A 13,209-nucleotide genomic window follows, 5' to 3' on the forward strand; every position below is an offset into this window, starting at 1 on the left:
AGAATCGGTTGCGATGCTACACCACGTTGCCCAGCTGAAGGATGGGCAGATACATCGCGATCACAAGGCCGCCGACGAGTGCGCCCAGCACGATCACGATCAGCGGCTCGCCGAGCGCGGCGAGCGCATCGAGGCGCGCGTCGAGCTGACGCTCGCATAGCGCGGCGATATCGGCGAGCATCGTGTCGAGCGCGCCGGTTTCCTCGGCGACGGCGATCGGCTGCACGACGTCGTCCGGGAAGCATCCTGCCGCGTGCATCGCATCGGCCAGACGCGCGCCGCGCAGCACGCGCGTCGCGATCTGTGCGGTGGCCTGTTCGAACACCGGATGGCCGGCGGTGCGCTCGAGCGTGGCGAACGCATCGGCGAGCGGGACGCCCGCGCCGAGCAGCGTTGCAAGCGAGCGGCACCAGCGTGCGGTCGCGAAGCGTATGAGCGCGGTGCCGACGAGCGGCAGATTCAACAGATGCCGCGCGACCGTATAGCGCAGCGAAGACGAGCGCCGCAGCGCGTGGCGCGCGACGAGTCCGGCGCCGGCTGCGCCCGCAACCAACGTGCCACCCCAGGCCGATGTCGCGGACGAGAGGGCGAGCAGGGCGCGGGTTGGTGCCGGCAGCGCCGCGCCGAAACCGTCGAAAATCTGTCGAAACGTCGGCACGACCCACACCATGAGCGCGGCCGAGATCGCGAGCGCGAACACGATGACGGCGACCGGGTACGCGAGCGCGGCACGCAGCTTGCGCCATTGCGCGTCGGCGCGTTCCCGGTGCTCCGCGACGCGGGTCAGTACGGTACCGAGCGCACCCGATGCCTCGCCCACCTCGATCAACTGGCGATACAGCGTGCCGAACTGGGACGGATAGCGTGCGAGCGCGGCGGCGAAGCGTTGCCCGCCGACGATCTCGCGCGCGAGACCGGCGGCGATGCGCGGCAGCCCGTCGCGTGTACGGGTGCGGGCGAGCATTTCGAGCGACGGTGCGAGCGGTAGTCCGGCTTGCAGCAGGCTCGCGAGCTGACGCGTGAAGCGCGTGACCTCTCGTGCGCCAGCCGCGGGTGGTCGGGCCGCGCTGCGGACGTCGAGCGACAGCACCGCGACGCCGTCGCGCGCGAGTGCTGCACGTGCGGCGGCTGCATCGAAGGCGATGACGTTCCCGCGGCATGGCGTGCCGTTGCGACGACGGCCGCGCCACGCGAAGCAGGTTTCGTTTGGCGGTGCATGCATGGCGATCATGCGTCGGGCGTCGCGGCCAGCGCTTCCGCGATGCTCGTCGTGCCGTCGCGGACGTGCGCGAGTGCCGCGGCGCGCAGACTGCATACGCCCTCGGACGCCGCGCATTGCGCGAGCGTGCCGACGCTTGCGCGTGCGACGATGTGCTCCGCCATTGCCGGTGAAACCGGCATCGTCTGATGCAGACCGATCCGGCCGCGATAACCGATGCCGTGACAGGCGGCGCAGCCGCGCGCGACGAACGGACGCCATCCGGATTCCAGCGCTGCCGAATCGCAGCCTGCTTCGCGCAGCGCGCGTGCCGATGCGTCCGAACGCACGCGGCAGACCGTGCACAGGCGCCGGACGAGGCGTTGCGCGGTGACGAGGCGCAATGCGGCCGCCAGGTTGTATGGTGCGACGCCGATGTCGAGCAGTCGCGCGACGGCTGTCGGCGCGTCGTTCGTGTGCAGCGTCGACAGCACGAGGTGCCCGGTCTGCGCGGCCTTGATCGCGACGTCGGCCGTCTCCGCATCGCGAATCTCGCCGACCATGATGACGTCCGGGTCCTGCCGCAGCAGCGCGCGCAGCGCAGTGGCGAAAGTGAGCCCGGCTTTTTCGGCCACGCCGACCTGGTTGATGCCGTCGAGCTGAATCTCGGCCGGATCCTCGACCGTGCACACGTTGTGCGCATCGCGGTCGAGCATCTGCAGCGCGCAATAGAGCGACAGCGTCTTGCCGCTTCCGGTCGGCCCGGTGACGAGCACGAGACCGTGCGGCGCGCGAATCGCGGCCTCCATCGCCGCGGCCTGACGCGCGTCGAAGCCGAGGCGCGCGAGCGTGAGGTCGGGCGGCAACATTTCCAGGCGACGCAACACGAGCTTCTCGCCGAACAGTGTGGGCAGCGAGCTGACCCGGTAGTCTCCTCGTATGCCGCCGTCGACCGCGATGCGCAGCCGGCCGTCTTGCGGAAGCCGGCGCTCGGCGATGTCCATGCGGGCGAGCACCTTGATGCGTGTTACGAGTGCATCGCGCAGATGAGCTGGCGGCCGCGCGTGTTCATGCAGGACGCCGTCGATGCGCAGGCGGATGCGCCAGCCTCCTTCGAACGGCTCGACGTGGATGTCGGACGCGTCGCGCACGCGGGCGGCGTGCAACGTGTCGGTCAGCAGCCGTACGGCGGGCGAGTCGTCGAGTTGCGCCGCATCGAGCGACCGGGGCGTTTCAGCGGGCGATGCGTCGAGGGAGGCAGGCGGCCGCTGCGTGCGCGGCGGCGCCCCGGGAGGTGGGAAGTGCATGTGAGCCGGCGCTCGGCCGCCTGTTGATCGTGACCAGCAAATGGTCGCGTATCGCCAGCGGCGCCGACAGTCGGCCGTTCGGCTAGCGCGCGGCGCGTGCGCGCGTGCTGCGCGGCTTGAAGAGCTTGACGGTGCGCACGGCCTGATCGTCGCTGCGCATGACCTCGAGCATTACGTCACGGATTTTCAGGCACACGTCGCCTTCGGGAATTTCTTCGAGGATTTCGAGGATCAGGCCGTTCAGCGTCTTCGGTCCGTCGGTTGGCAATTGCAGGTGCAGCCAGCGGTTCAGTTCGCGCAGCGGCATGCTGGCGGCGACGATGCATTCACCGTTCTGGTCCCAGCCGCCCGCGCGTTCGCCGCGCGGCATTGACGTCGTGAATTCGCCGATCAGTTCCTCGATGATGTCCTCGGGCGTGACGAGCCCCTCGAGTTCGCCGTACTCGTTGACGACGAGCGCAGTTCGCTGCCGGCTTTCCTGGAAATACTGGAGTTGCTGGACGACCGGCGTGCCCGACGGCACGTAGTACGGCTCGGCGAGCAGCGTGCGCAACGTTTCGCGGTCGAAATCCTGGTTGTGCAGTGCGGTGAGTGTCTTCCGGACGTGCAGCACGCCGAGCACCTTGTCGATGTCGCCTTCGTAGACGACCAGGCGGTTGTGATAGCAGGTCTCGAGCTGATGCAGGATGTCGTCGAGCGGCGCGTAGAAGTTGAGCGATTCGATTTGCCGACGCGGCACCATCACGTCGTCAACCGTGATGTTCTCGAGGTCGAACAGGTTGAGCAAGATGCTGCGGTGCTTGGTCGGCATGAAGCTGCTCGATTCGAGCACGATCGCGCGCAGCTCGTCGGCAGACATCCGCTGATCGCGGCCCTTCTTCGTGTTGATGCGCAGCACCCAGAGCACGCCGTTCGCGAGCGCGTTGACGAACCAGACGACCGGCTTGAACACGCGCATCAGCGGCGCGATCACGAGACTGGCGGGCAGCGCGATGCGCTCGGGAAAGGTTGCGCCGACTATCTTCGGCGCGATTTCCGCGAACACGATGATCAGGAACGCGACGATGCCGGTCGCGATCGACAGCGCGAGGTTGTTACGGCCAAACGTATGCAGCGCGAGCGAGGTCGTCAGAACCGGGATGATCGTGTTGAACAGATTGTTGCCGATCAGGATCACGCTGAGCAGCAGGTCGGTGCGCGTGAGAAGACCCTGCGTGGTTTTCGCGCCGAGCACGCCCTGGCCGGCGAGGTGCTTCAGCCGATGGCGGTTGAGCGCCATCATCGCGGTCTCGGAAATGGAAAAGAAGCTGGAGCAGAGGAGAAGCAGGAAGACGGCGCCGATTTGCGCCCATAAGGGAATTTGGTCCACGCGTCAGAAGGGCAGTGAAGGACAGGGATGGAGGGAATATAGCAGAGGCCGGCGGCTGGGATGTGTCGCACGCGGCATCGGGCCCGTGCGACCGGCAAAAGGAAGGCAAAAAAAAACCGTGCACATGGTGCACGGTTTTTTCAAATCTGGTCGGGGTGAGAGGATTCGAACCTCCGGCCTCTACGTCCCGAACGTAGCGCTCTACCAGGCTAAGCTACACCCCGATTTTTTGCTCTTCCGACTCTGGCGCCTTCGTGAAGATCGCTGCGTCGTCTCAAGCAAGAACGTAACTATAACGATGTTTTTTCTAAAAGGGAATACCTTGGTGAAGAAATTTTTCGAGGCAAGGTATCGCGTTCCCTTCGCGGCACATTTACGACTGCCGCGACGTCGAGTACGAGCACAGCGCGAGCAGGCTTTCCTTGTAGATCGAATCCGGGAACGCGGCGATCGCGGCCGCAGCGGCCTGTGCTTCCTGGCGCGCACATTCGAGCGTATGGTCGAGCGCGCCCGAACGCGTGATCGCGTCGAAAATCGTATCGAAGCGATCGGTGCCGCCTTGTTCGATTGCCTCGCGCGCAAGCGCCGACTGTTCGGGCGTGCCGCGTTCGATCAGATAGATGAGCGGGAGCGTCGGTTTGCCTTCGCGCAGATCGTCGCCGGCATTCTTGCCCATCGCTTCGGCCGTGCCCGCGTAGTCGAGCCAGTCGTCCATGATCTGGAATGCGGTGCCGATCCGGCGGCCGTATTCGGCCGCGGCGGCTTCGGTCGGCGCATCGGCGCCGGCGAGCACCGCGCCCAGGCGGGCCGATGCCTCGAACAGCTTCGCCGTCTTGTAGCGGATCACCTGCATGTAGCGCGACTCGTCGACGTCCGCGTCGTGCATGTTCAGAAGCTGCAGCACTTCGCCTTCGGAGATGATCGTCGTCGCTTCCGACAGGATTTCCATCACGCGCATCTTGCCGACGCCGACCATCATCTCGAACGAGCGCGAATAGAGGTAGTCGCCGACCAGCACGCTCGCCGCATTGCCGAACAGCGCGTTCGCCGTCTGGCGGCCGCGCCGCAGTTCGGATTCGTCGACGACGTCGTCATGCAGCAGCGTGGCCGTATGGATGAACTCGACGACGGCGGCCAGCACGTGCCGCTGGTGTGACGTCTCGCCGAGCGCACCGGCGACGAGCAACAACAGGGCCGGACGCAGCCGCTTGCCGCCCGCGCCGATGATGTACTCGGCGATCTGGTTGATCAGCAGCACGTCGGACGCGAGGCTTTGCCGGATAACGCGATTCACCTGCTCCATGTCGCTGGCGATCGGGGCGAGCAGGTGGGCGGCGCTGAGGGTGGGGGAGGCGGTGGACGACGACATGATGATCGAAATGGGTGATGCCGCGGATTATAAGTCGAATCCGCGATATCCCGGTCTGTCGGACGTGCCTGCACCGTGATTTTGGCCGTCCGGCCAGGGCTTGCGCGCGGCAATCGTGGATCGGCTTTGACTCGGGTGCTAACCCCATGTATAATCACGTGTTTTCCGCGCGTGGTGTGCGGAAAAATTGGATCCAGAGTGAGGTTCTCAATGTACGCGGTCATAAAAACCGGCGGCAAGCAGTACAAGGTTGCCGTTGGCGAAAAACTCAAAGTAGAACAGATACCGGCTGACATTGACGCTGAAATCACGCTCGACCAGGTTCTCGCAGTGGGCGAAGGCGAATCGATTAAGTTCGGTACGCCGCTGGTCAGTGGGGCTTCCGTCAAGGCCACCGTTGTGTCGCACGGTCGTCATGCCAAGGTCACCATCTTCAAGATGCGTCGCCGGAAGCACTACCAAAAGCACGGCGGCCACCGCCAGAACTACACTGAGCTGCGCATCGACGCGATCAACGCGTAAGCGCCTCGGTAAAGGAGCAATCAGATGGCACACAAAAAGGCAGGCGGCTCTTCCCGGAACGGCCGCGACTCCGAGTCGAAACGTCTCGGCGTGAAAGTGTACGGCGGCCAGGCGATTAACGCTGGCGGCATCATCGTGCGTCAGCGTGGTACGCGCATGCACGCTGGCGAGAACGTCGGCATGGGCAAGGATCACACCCTGTTCGCGCTGGTCGACGGTCACGTCAAGTTCGCGACCAAGGGCGCGGACAAGAAGCATCTGGTCATCGTCGTCCCGGCGGCTGCCTAAGTTCAGGCACCCACGGGCTTCGTAGCCGAAAGGCCCCGCAGTCTTCGCGGGGCCTTTTTTTATTTGGCCGCCGGGCGCATGTGCGCACCGGCGGCTGTCGCGAAACGGCGGGCAATCGGCCGAACGGCAGATTGTTCAAGCGCGCCGGCGCGCGGCACAATAGCGGAAATACTGGTCGGAGTGACGAATGAAGTTCATTGACGAAGCACGAATCGAAGTCATCGCCGGCGACGGAGGCGATGGCAGCGCGTCGATGCGCCGCGAGAAATTCGTCCCGTTCGGCGGGCCGGATGGCGGCGACGGCGGCCGGGGCGGCAACGTCTACGCGATCGCCGACCGCAACATCAACACGCTGATCGACTACCGTTACGCGAAGAAGCACCTGGCGCGCAATGGCGAAAACGGTCGCGGATCCGATTGCTACGGCAAGGGCGGTGACGACGTCACGCTGCGCATGCCGGTCGGCACGGTCGTGACGGACATGGACACGGGCGAATTGATCGCCGACCTGACCGAGCACGATCAGCAGGTGATGCTCGCGAAGGGCGGCGCAGGCGGCCTCGGCAACCTGCATTTCAAATCGAGCACGAACCGTGCGCCGCGCCAGAAAACCGACGGCAAGCCGGGCGAACGGCGCATGCTGAGGCTCGAACTGAAGGTGCTCGCCGACGTCGGTCTGCTCGGTATGCCGAACGCCGGCAAGTCGACCTTCATCTCGTCGGTGTCGAATGCGAAGCCGAAGATCGCCGACTATCCGTTCACGACACTCGCGCCGAACCTCGGCGTCGTGCGTGTCGGCCCGAGCAAGAGCTTCGTGATCGCCGACATCCCTGGGCTGATCGAGGGCGCAGCCGAAGGTGCGGGCCTCGGCCACCAGTTCCTGCGACACCTGCAGCGCACCGGTGTGCTGCTGCATCTCGTCGATTTGGCTCCGTTCGACGAAAGCGTCGATCCGGTCGCGGAAGCAACCGCGATCGTCGGCGAACTGCGCAAGTACGACGAGGCGCTCTACGAGAAGCCGCGTTGGCTCGTCCTCAACAAGCTCGACATGGTGCCGGAAGACGAGCGCGAGGCGCGCGTCGCCGATTTCCTCGACCGTTTCGGCTGGGACGGCCCGGTATTCGAGATTTCGGCGCTCACGGGTCAGGGCTGCGAAGCGCTGTGCTACGCGATCTACGACTACCTCGCCGAGCATTCGGACGCGCATCGCGCGGCGGAAGAGGAAGATCTGGCCGCGGACGTGCGGTTCCGCGATGCGCCGCCCACCGATGGCGGCGCGACGCCCGGCGACGACGCCTGAGCGGGGCCGGAGCGCACCGGGCGTCGCGCCTGGTGCCGGAATTTAATCGCGCCCGGTCGGGCCGGCATCAGATACAGGAGACAGCGCACGATGCGTTCGATCATCGCGGATTCGAAGCGATTGGTGGTGAAGGTGGGCTCGAGCCTCGTAACCAACGACGGCAAGGGGCTCGATCATGCTGCGATCGGCCGCTGGGCGGCCCAGATCGCCGCGCTGCGCGCGCAGGGCAAGGAAGTGGTGCTCGTCAGTTCGGGCGCGATCGCTGAAGGGATGCAGCGGCTCGGCTGGAGCAAGCGTCCGCGCGAGATCGACGAACTGCAGGCCGCCGCCGCGGTTGGCCAGATGGGACTCGCGCAAGTCTACGAAAGCCGCTTTACCGAGCACGATATCCGCACCGCGCAGATCCTGCTGACGCATGCCGACCTTGCCGATCGCGAACGCTACCTGAATGCGCGCTCGACGCTGCTCACGCTGCTGCGGCTCGGCGTCGTGCCGATCATCAACGAGAATGACACGGTCGTCACCGACGAAATCAAGTTCGGCGACAACGACACGCTCGGCGCGCTGGTCGCGAACCTGATCGAAGGCGATGCGCTGATCATCCTGACCGATCAGTCCGGGCTGTTCACCGCCGATCCGCGCAAGGATCCGAACGCGACGCTGGTCGCGGAAGCCAGTGCGGGCGCACCGGAACTCGAGGCGATGGCGGGCGGAGCCGGCTCGAGCCTCGGCCGCGGCGGAATGCTGACGAAGATCCTCGCGGCGAAGCGCGCAGCGCACAGCGGCGCGAACACCGTGATCGCGAGCGGCCGCGAAGCCGACGTGCTGGTGCGACTGGCGGCGGGCGAGGCGATCGGCACGCAGTTGATCGCGCGCACCGCGCGGATGGCCGCGCGCAAGCAATGGATGGCCGATCATCTGCAGGTACGCGGGCACGTCGTGATCGACGCCGGCGCGGTCGAGAAGCTGACGGCTGGCGGCAAGAGCCTGCTGCCGATCGGCGTGATCGGCGTGCAGGGCGCATTCGCGCGCGGCGAGGTGATCGCATGTGTCGGCCCCGATGGGCGCGAAGTGGCGCGCGGTCTCACGAACTACAGCAGCGCGGAAACGAAGCTGATTCACCGCAAGCCGAGCGGCGAGATCGAGACGGTGCTTGGCTACATGCTGGAACCGGAGCTGATTCACCGCGACAACCTCGTGCTCGTGTAATCATCCGGCCAAGGCGTCGCGAGACACAAAAAAGCCCGCGTTATGCGGGCTTTTTGTTGCGACTGGCGAGAGGCAGGGGCCAGGCCGGCGCCCTGCGTCGCGCGGTCAGCGCAGCTGGCTCATCGCGGTGCGGTGGAACCGGATGTTCTCGAGAATCTGCTGGGTCGTGCCCTGCGGCATCTTGTTCGAGCAGAAGTAGTCCTGGTACAGCGCCGAGTGGTACGCGTTCAGCTCGCCGTTCTCGATGCGACGCCAGTCGTTCTCGACCGTTCGGTCCCAGCCGTCGTGGTCCGAATTCAGGCCTGCATACTGACGCCATTCGTAGGTGTCGCAGCGGATGCCTTCGTAGTTCACGTTGCGTGCGCCGGCCGGGCTCGTGATGACGACCGCATAGCGCACGACGCCGTCGGTGCCGACCGCGAGCGACTTCGCATCGACGGAGAACTTGAGCGGCGTGTTCTGCGATACGTTGAACGGCAACAGGTCGCCTGCTTGTGGAAGCGGCGGCAGCGTGTCGACCGGGTTTTCCTTCCAGTTGCCCTGGCGGTCCAGCAGGTACACGAACTCGCTGTCATCCTTGTTGGTCGGCGTCTTCGAATTCGCGCAACCGGCCAGCGTGGCCGCCGCGACAATCGATGCGAGCGCGAGAGCAATCGCTTTCAATATGCATTCCTCGTAAAAAAAGGGCGCGACACAAGGTCGCGCCCGGTCATGCAGTCCGACTCGTCATTTGCCGATGATCTCGCGGGGCGGCATCTCGTCGAGCGTGCTCGCCTCCACTTCGATCTCCGAACAGACCACCGATGTGTCGACAATCGTCAGCGTCTGCTGGACCTGCGCGCCGATGACGCGCGGATAGCGCGACGGACGCGGCCCACGCGGCTTTTCGGCTCGCTGCGCCGGGCGGCGCAGGAAGCGCGACAGTTCCGTCAGCGCCAACTGATAGACATCCCGCTTGAACTCGATCACCGCATCGAGCGGCACCCAATACTCGTTCCAGCGCCACGCATCGAACTCCGGGTGATCGGTCGCGCGCAAGCAAATGTCGCAATCGCGTCCGACCATCCGCAGCAGGAACCAGATCTGCTTCTGGCCGCGGTAATGGCCGCGTACTTCGCGTTTGATGAACTTGTCAGGCACCTCGTAACGCAACCAGTCGCGGGTGCGGCCGATTATCTTGACGTGTTCCGGGTGCAGTCCGGTCTCCTCGTGCAGTTCCCGGTACATCGCCTGCATGGGGGTCTCGCCGTACTTGATCCCACCTTGAGGAAACTGCCAGGAATGCTCTCGGAGCCGCTTGCCCCAAAACACCTCGTTGCGCGCGTTCAAGAGGATGATGCCGACGTTCGGGCGAAAGCCTTCACGATCCAGCATACAACCACCTTCGAATCCTTTAAAATTGCTTTGATTATAAACAGATAACGGGCGCTGCGCACCGTGACGGAGCGAATCCGCGCGGGGTGCACCGGCTGAATTGTCCCTGATTAGTCTGCTACGTCATCTGCGCCATCGTCGTTCGTCGCGCGCAGCTTTTTCACCTTGAAACTTTTTCGGGCGCCCCGCCTGGGGGCGCCGTATTTGGAACCGTCCGCATGAAAGCTTCCCGTTTCTTTATCGGCACCCTCAAAGAAGCACCGGCCGACGCAGAGATCGTCAGCCACAAGCTGATGGTGCGCGCCGGCATGATCCGTCGCGTCGCCGGCGGCATCTACAACTACCTGCCGGTCGGCCTGCGTTCGATTCGCAAGGTCGAGGCGATCGTGCGCGAGGAAATGAACCGGGCAGGCGCCATCGAGCTGCTGATGCCGGCCGTGCAACCGGCCGAGCTGTGGCAGGAATCGGGGCGCTGGGAACAGTACGGCCCGGAACTGCTGCGCTTCAAGGATCGCAAGGACAACGACTTCGTGATCGGGCCGACGCACGAGGAAGTCGTCACCGACATCGCGCGCAACCAGATCAAGAGCTACCGGCAGATGCCGGTGAACTTCTATCAGATCCAGACGAAGTTCCGCGACGAGATTCGTCCGCGCTTCGGCGTGATGCGCGGCCGCGAATTCATCATGAAGGACGCGTATTCGTTCGACAAGGACGCGGCCGGCCTGAACGAGTCGTATCGCAAGATGTATGACGCATACGTGCGCATCTTCACGCGCCTCGGCCTCGAGTTCCGCGCGGTCGCGGCCGACAGCGGCTCGATCGGCGGCAACTTCTCGCACGAGTTCCACGTGATCGCCGATACCGGCGAGGACGCGATCGCCTACTGCCCGACGTCCGACTTCGCGGCGAACGTCGAAGCGGCCGAAGCGCTGCCGCTGACGCCCGCGCGCGCCGCACCGGCCGAAGCGATGGAGAAGGTCGCGACGCCCGGCAAGGCGAAGTGCGAGGCCGTCGCCGAACTGCTGGCGATCCCGCTCGAGCGCACGATCAAGTCGATCGTGCTTGCCACCGACAACGAAGGCGCCGAGCCGACCATCTGGCTCGTGATGCTGCGCGGCGACCACGATCTGAACGAGATCAAGGTGTCGAAGCTGCCGGGGCTGAAGAACCACCGCTTCGCGACCGAGCAGGAAATCGTCGAGTGGTTCGGCACGCCGCCGGGCTATCTCGGCCCGGTCGGCACGAAGAAGCCGGTGAAGGTGATCGCCGATCGCACGGTCGCGAACATGAGCGATTTCGTCGTCGGCGCGAACGAGGTCGACTATCACATCGCGGGCGTGAACTGGGGCCGCGACCTGCCGGAGCCGGACGTCGCCGACGTGCGCAACGTCAAGAAAGGCGATCCGTCGCCGGACGGCAAGGGCGAGATCGACATCTGCCGCGGCATCGAAGTCGGCCACGTGTTCCAGCTCGGCACCAAGTACTCGGAAGCGATGGGCGCGACGTTCCTCGACGAATCGGGCAAGCCGCAGCCGATGCTGATGGGCTGCTACGGCGTCGGCGTCACGCGCATTCTCGGCGCGGCGATCGAACAGAACTTCGACGACCGCGGCATCATCTGGCCGGAGTCGATCGCCCCGTTCGAGGTCGTGCTGTGCCCGATGGGCTACGATCGCAGCGACATGGTTCGCGAGGCGGCCGACAAGCTGTACGCGGAACTGGCCGCTGCCGGCATCGACGTGATCCTCGACGATCGCGGCGAGCGCCCGGGCGTGATGTTCGCCGATTGGGAACTGATCGGCGTGCCGCATCGCCTGGTGATCGGCGAGCGTGGCCTGAAGGAGGGCAAGATCGAGTATCAGGGCCGCCGCGACGCCGAAGCGACGCTGCTGCCGGCCGACGCGGCCGCGGCGACGGTGACGGAGAAGATCCGCGCCGCGCTCGCGCGCTAAGCGCTGCAACCGGGGGACACGGTGGAATACACCTTCCTGTCGGCCACCGTGCTCCTTGTGCTGATCACGGATCCGCTCGGCAACATTCCGCTGTTCATCACGGCGATGCGGGACGTGCCGCGCGAGCGGCGCGTGAAGCTGATTCTGCGTGAAGTGGGGATCGCGTTCGTGATCCTGCTGTTCTTCATGGTGGTCGGCGACCGCTTCCTGCGGATGATGAGCCTCACCGACCTGTCGCTGAGGCTCGGCGGCGGGATCGTGCTGTTCCTGATCGCGCTGCGGATGATCTTCCCGCATCCGGACGGCGCGCTCGGCAGCGATCCGCGCGCAGGCGGCGAGCCGTTCATCGTGCCGCTCGCGATTCCGGCGCTTGCCGGGCCGTCCGCGCTCGCGACGGTGATGCTGCTGACGTCGCAGGCGCCGGGCAAGATGTTCGAGTGGGTCGGCGCGCTGACGGTCACGATGATCGTCTGCGCGATCACGCTGGTGCTGGCCGAACGGATCCAGCAGTGGCTCGGCGAGCGAACCGTCGCCGCGTTCGAGCGGCTGATGGGTTTGGTGCTCGTCGCGATCTCGGTCGAGATGCTGCTAGCCGGCATCCGGGCGTTCGTGCACCAGCTGTAGCGCGGGCGGGGCGCGGCGCGTGCCGACGCAAAAAAGCGGCGCTCCGGAAAACCGGAGCGCCGCTTTTCTTTGTGGCGGGCAGGGCGATCAGACGTTCGCGGTCAGCGCGCGGATCGTCGGCAGATTGCGCCAGTAGCCCTTTGCGTCCATCCCGCAGCCGAACACGTAGCGGTCCGGCACCGAGAAGCCGCAGAAGTCCGGGTGCAGCGGTTTCGCCTTCGCGAGCGTCTTCTCGCACAGCACGGCGGACATGAAGCGCTTCGCACCCATGTCGAGGATGCGGTCGCGGATCGCCGCCATCGTCTCGCCTTCGTCGAGGATGTCGTCGAGCACGAGCACGATCCGGTCCTTCACCGATTCGCGCGGCGCGACGCGCCAGTGCATCTCCGGGCTGCCCTGCGTCGTGTTGCGGTAGCGGGTCAGGTGGATGTAGTCGAATTCCAGCGGGAAATCGAGATGCGGCAGCAGCATCCCGGTAAACACCGCGGCGCCACCCATCACCGAGAGCACGAGCGGGAACGCGTCGCCGATGTCGGCGCGGATCGCGTCGGCCATCCGGGCGATCGATGCGTTGACGGCATCGGCCGAGACGATCTCTTCGGAGTGGTCGAAAATGTGGAGGGCTTCTTCGCGGTTCATGTGTTCTGGCGGGCAGTCGGTATACAAATAAGGATGAAGCAGAACGGCCGGCGCG

At 65.4% G+C, this 13,209-nt stretch carries 13 protein-coding genes and 1 tRNA gene; 6 read left to right on the forward strand and 8 right to left on the reverse strand.

The annotated features are described in order from the left end of the window. Positions 1 to 16: 16 nt before the first annotated feature. The 5 genes from HWX22_RS11760 to HWX22_RS11780 form a co-directional block, all read right to left on the reverse strand. Positions 17 to 1,231, reverse strand: coding sequence for a type II secretion system F family protein (locus HWX22_RS11760; RefSeq protein ID WP_175915694.1), 1,215 nt, complete (start codon positions 1,229 to 1,231; stop codon positions 17 to 19). Further along, the gene (locus HWX22_RS11765; protein WP_175915695.1) at positions 1,228 to 2,505 is read right to left on the reverse strand and encodes an ATPase, T2SS/T4P/T4SS family; all 1,278 of its coding nucleotides are present in this window, start codon (positions 2,503 to 2,505) and stop codon (positions 1,228 to 1,230) included. Before HWX22_RS11765 ends, HWX22_RS11760 begins: the two co-directional genes overlap by 4 nt. 82 nt (positions 2,506 to 2,587) lie before the next feature. Continuing rightward, on the reverse strand, positions 2,588 to 3,874 hold the full coding sequence (locus HWX22_RS11770; RefSeq protein ID WP_081055055.1) for an HlyC/CorC family transporter: 1,287 nt from the start codon (positions 3,872 to 3,874) through the stop codon (positions 2,588 to 2,590). A gap of 147 nt (positions 3,875 to 4,021) precedes the next feature. Next, positions 4,022 to 4,098 (reverse strand) — tRNA-Pro (locus HWX22_RS11775). Positions 4,099 to 4,247: 149 nt separating this feature from the next. Beyond that, complete coding sequence (locus HWX22_RS11780; RefSeq protein ID WP_059451907.1) at positions 4,248 to 5,243, reverse strand: polyprenyl synthetase family protein; 996 nt, start codon at positions 5,241 to 5,243, stop codon at positions 4,248 to 4,250. Positions 5,244 to 5,453: 210 nt separating this feature from the next. Here HWX22_RS11780 and rplU point away from each other — a divergent pair, with 210 nt between their 5' ends. The 4 genes from rplU to proB all read left to right on the forward strand — a co-directional run bounded on the left by rplU (position 5,454) and on the right by proB (position 8,562). Beyond that, on the forward strand, positions 5,454 to 5,765 hold the full coding sequence (gene rplU, locus HWX22_RS11785; RefSeq protein ID WP_006025184.1) for a 50S ribosomal protein L21: 312 nt from the start codon (positions 5,454 to 5,456) through the stop codon (positions 5,763 to 5,765). Between the two features lie 24 nt (positions 5,766 to 5,789). Continuing rightward, complete coding sequence (rpmA, locus tag HWX22_RS11790) at positions 5,790 to 6,053, forward strand: 50S ribosomal protein L27 (protein WP_006476999.1); 264 nt, start codon at positions 5,790 to 5,792, stop codon at positions 6,051 to 6,053. A 187-nt stretch (positions 6,054 to 6,240) separates the two neighbouring features. After that, complete coding sequence (gene cgtA, locus HWX22_RS11795; RefSeq protein WP_059820703.1) at positions 6,241 to 7,353, forward strand: Obg family GTPase CgtA; 1,113 nt, start codon at positions 6,241 to 6,243, stop codon at positions 7,351 to 7,353. 90 nt (positions 7,354 to 7,443) lie between these two features. Then, positions 7,444 to 8,562, forward strand: coding sequence for a glutamate 5-kinase (gene proB, locus HWX22_RS11800; protein ID WP_059465328.1), 1,119 nt, complete (start codon positions 7,444 to 7,446; stop codon positions 8,560 to 8,562). A 105-nt stretch (positions 8,563 to 8,667) separates the two neighbouring features. On the opposite strand, the gene HWX22_RS11805 is transcribed toward proB, so the two are convergent. Further along, positions 8,668 to 9,225: a CNP1-like family protein gene (locus HWX22_RS11805; RefSeq protein ID WP_059465329.1), complete on the reverse strand. Its 558-nt coding sequence runs from the start codon at positions 9,223 to 9,225 to the stop codon at positions 8,668 to 8,670. Between the two features lie 63 nt (positions 9,226 to 9,288). Further along, entirely contained in the window at positions 9,289 to 9,936 is a 648-nt protein-coding gene (locus HWX22_RS11810) for an RNA pyrophosphohydrolase (RefSeq protein ID WP_059535199.1), read from the reverse strand. Between the two features lie 218 nt (positions 9,937 to 10,154). On the opposite strand from HWX22_RS11810, the gene HWX22_RS11815 reads away from it, so the two are divergent. After that, complete coding sequence (locus tag HWX22_RS11815; RefSeq protein ID WP_059820705.1) at positions 10,155 to 11,891, forward strand: proline--tRNA ligase; 1,737 nt, start codon at positions 10,155 to 10,157, stop codon at positions 11,889 to 11,891. A gap of 21 nt (positions 11,892 to 11,912) precedes the next feature. Then, positions 11,913 to 12,515, forward strand: a complete 603-nt coding sequence (locus tag HWX22_RS11820; protein WP_012363042.1) for a MarC family protein — start codon at positions 11,913 to 11,915, stop codon at positions 12,513 to 12,515. Between the two features lie 87 nt (positions 12,516 to 12,602). Here the strand turns inward: HWX22_RS11820 and HWX22_RS11825 are convergent, their stop codons facing one another. After that, the gene (locus tag HWX22_RS11825) at positions 12,603 to 13,154 is read right to left on the reverse strand and encodes a hypoxanthine-guanine phosphoribosyltransferase (RefSeq protein ID WP_059465332.1); all 552 of its coding nucleotides are present in this window, start codon (positions 13,152 to 13,154) and stop codon (positions 12,603 to 12,605) included. Between the last annotated feature and the right edge of the window lie 55 nt (positions 13,155 to 13,209).

Origin of the sequence: Burkholderia sp. BCC1638 (assembly GCF_902833195.1) — a bacterium.
GTDB lineage: Bacteria > Pseudomonadota > Gammaproteobacteria > Burkholderiales > Burkholderiaceae > Burkholderia > Burkholderia diffusa.

Coding starts and splice junctions, on each gene's coding strand:
- HWX22_RS11825 (WP_059465332.1), bottom strand. CDS start 13,154: ATGAACCGCGAAGAAGCCCTCCACATTTTCGACCACTCCGAAGAGATC.
- rpmA (WP_006476999.1), top strand. CDS start 5,790: ATGGCACACAAAAAGGCAGGCGGCTCTTCCCGGAACGGCCGCGACTCC.
- HWX22_RS11760 (WP_175915694.1), bottom strand. CDS start 1,231: ATGATCGCCATGCATGCACCGCCAAACGAAACCTGCTTCGCGTGGCGC.
- proB (WP_059465328.1), top strand. CDS start 7,444: ATGCGTTCGATCATCGCGGATTCGAAGCGATTGGTGGTGAAGGTGGGC.
- HWX22_RS11780 (WP_059451907.1), bottom strand. CDS start 5,243: ATGTCGTCGTCCACCGCCTCCCCCACCCTCAGCGCCGCCCACCTGCTC.
- cgtA (WP_059820703.1), top strand. CDS start 6,241: ATGAAGTTCATTGACGAAGCACGAATCGAAGTCATCGCCGGCGACGGA.
- rplU (WP_006025184.1), top strand. CDS start 5,454: ATGTACGCGGTCATAAAAACCGGCGGCAAGCAGTACAAGGTTGCCGTT.
- HWX22_RS11765 (WP_175915695.1), bottom strand. CDS start 2,505: ATGCACTTCCCACCTCCCGGGGCGCCGCCGCGCACGCAGCGGCCGCCT.
- HWX22_RS11815 (WP_059820705.1), top strand. CDS start 10,155: ATGAAAGCTTCCCGTTTCTTTATCGGCACCCTCAAAGAAGCACCGGCC.
- HWX22_RS11810 (WP_059535199.1), bottom strand. CDS start 9,936: ATGCTGGATCGTGAAGGCTTTCGCCCGAACGTCGGCATCATCCTCTTG.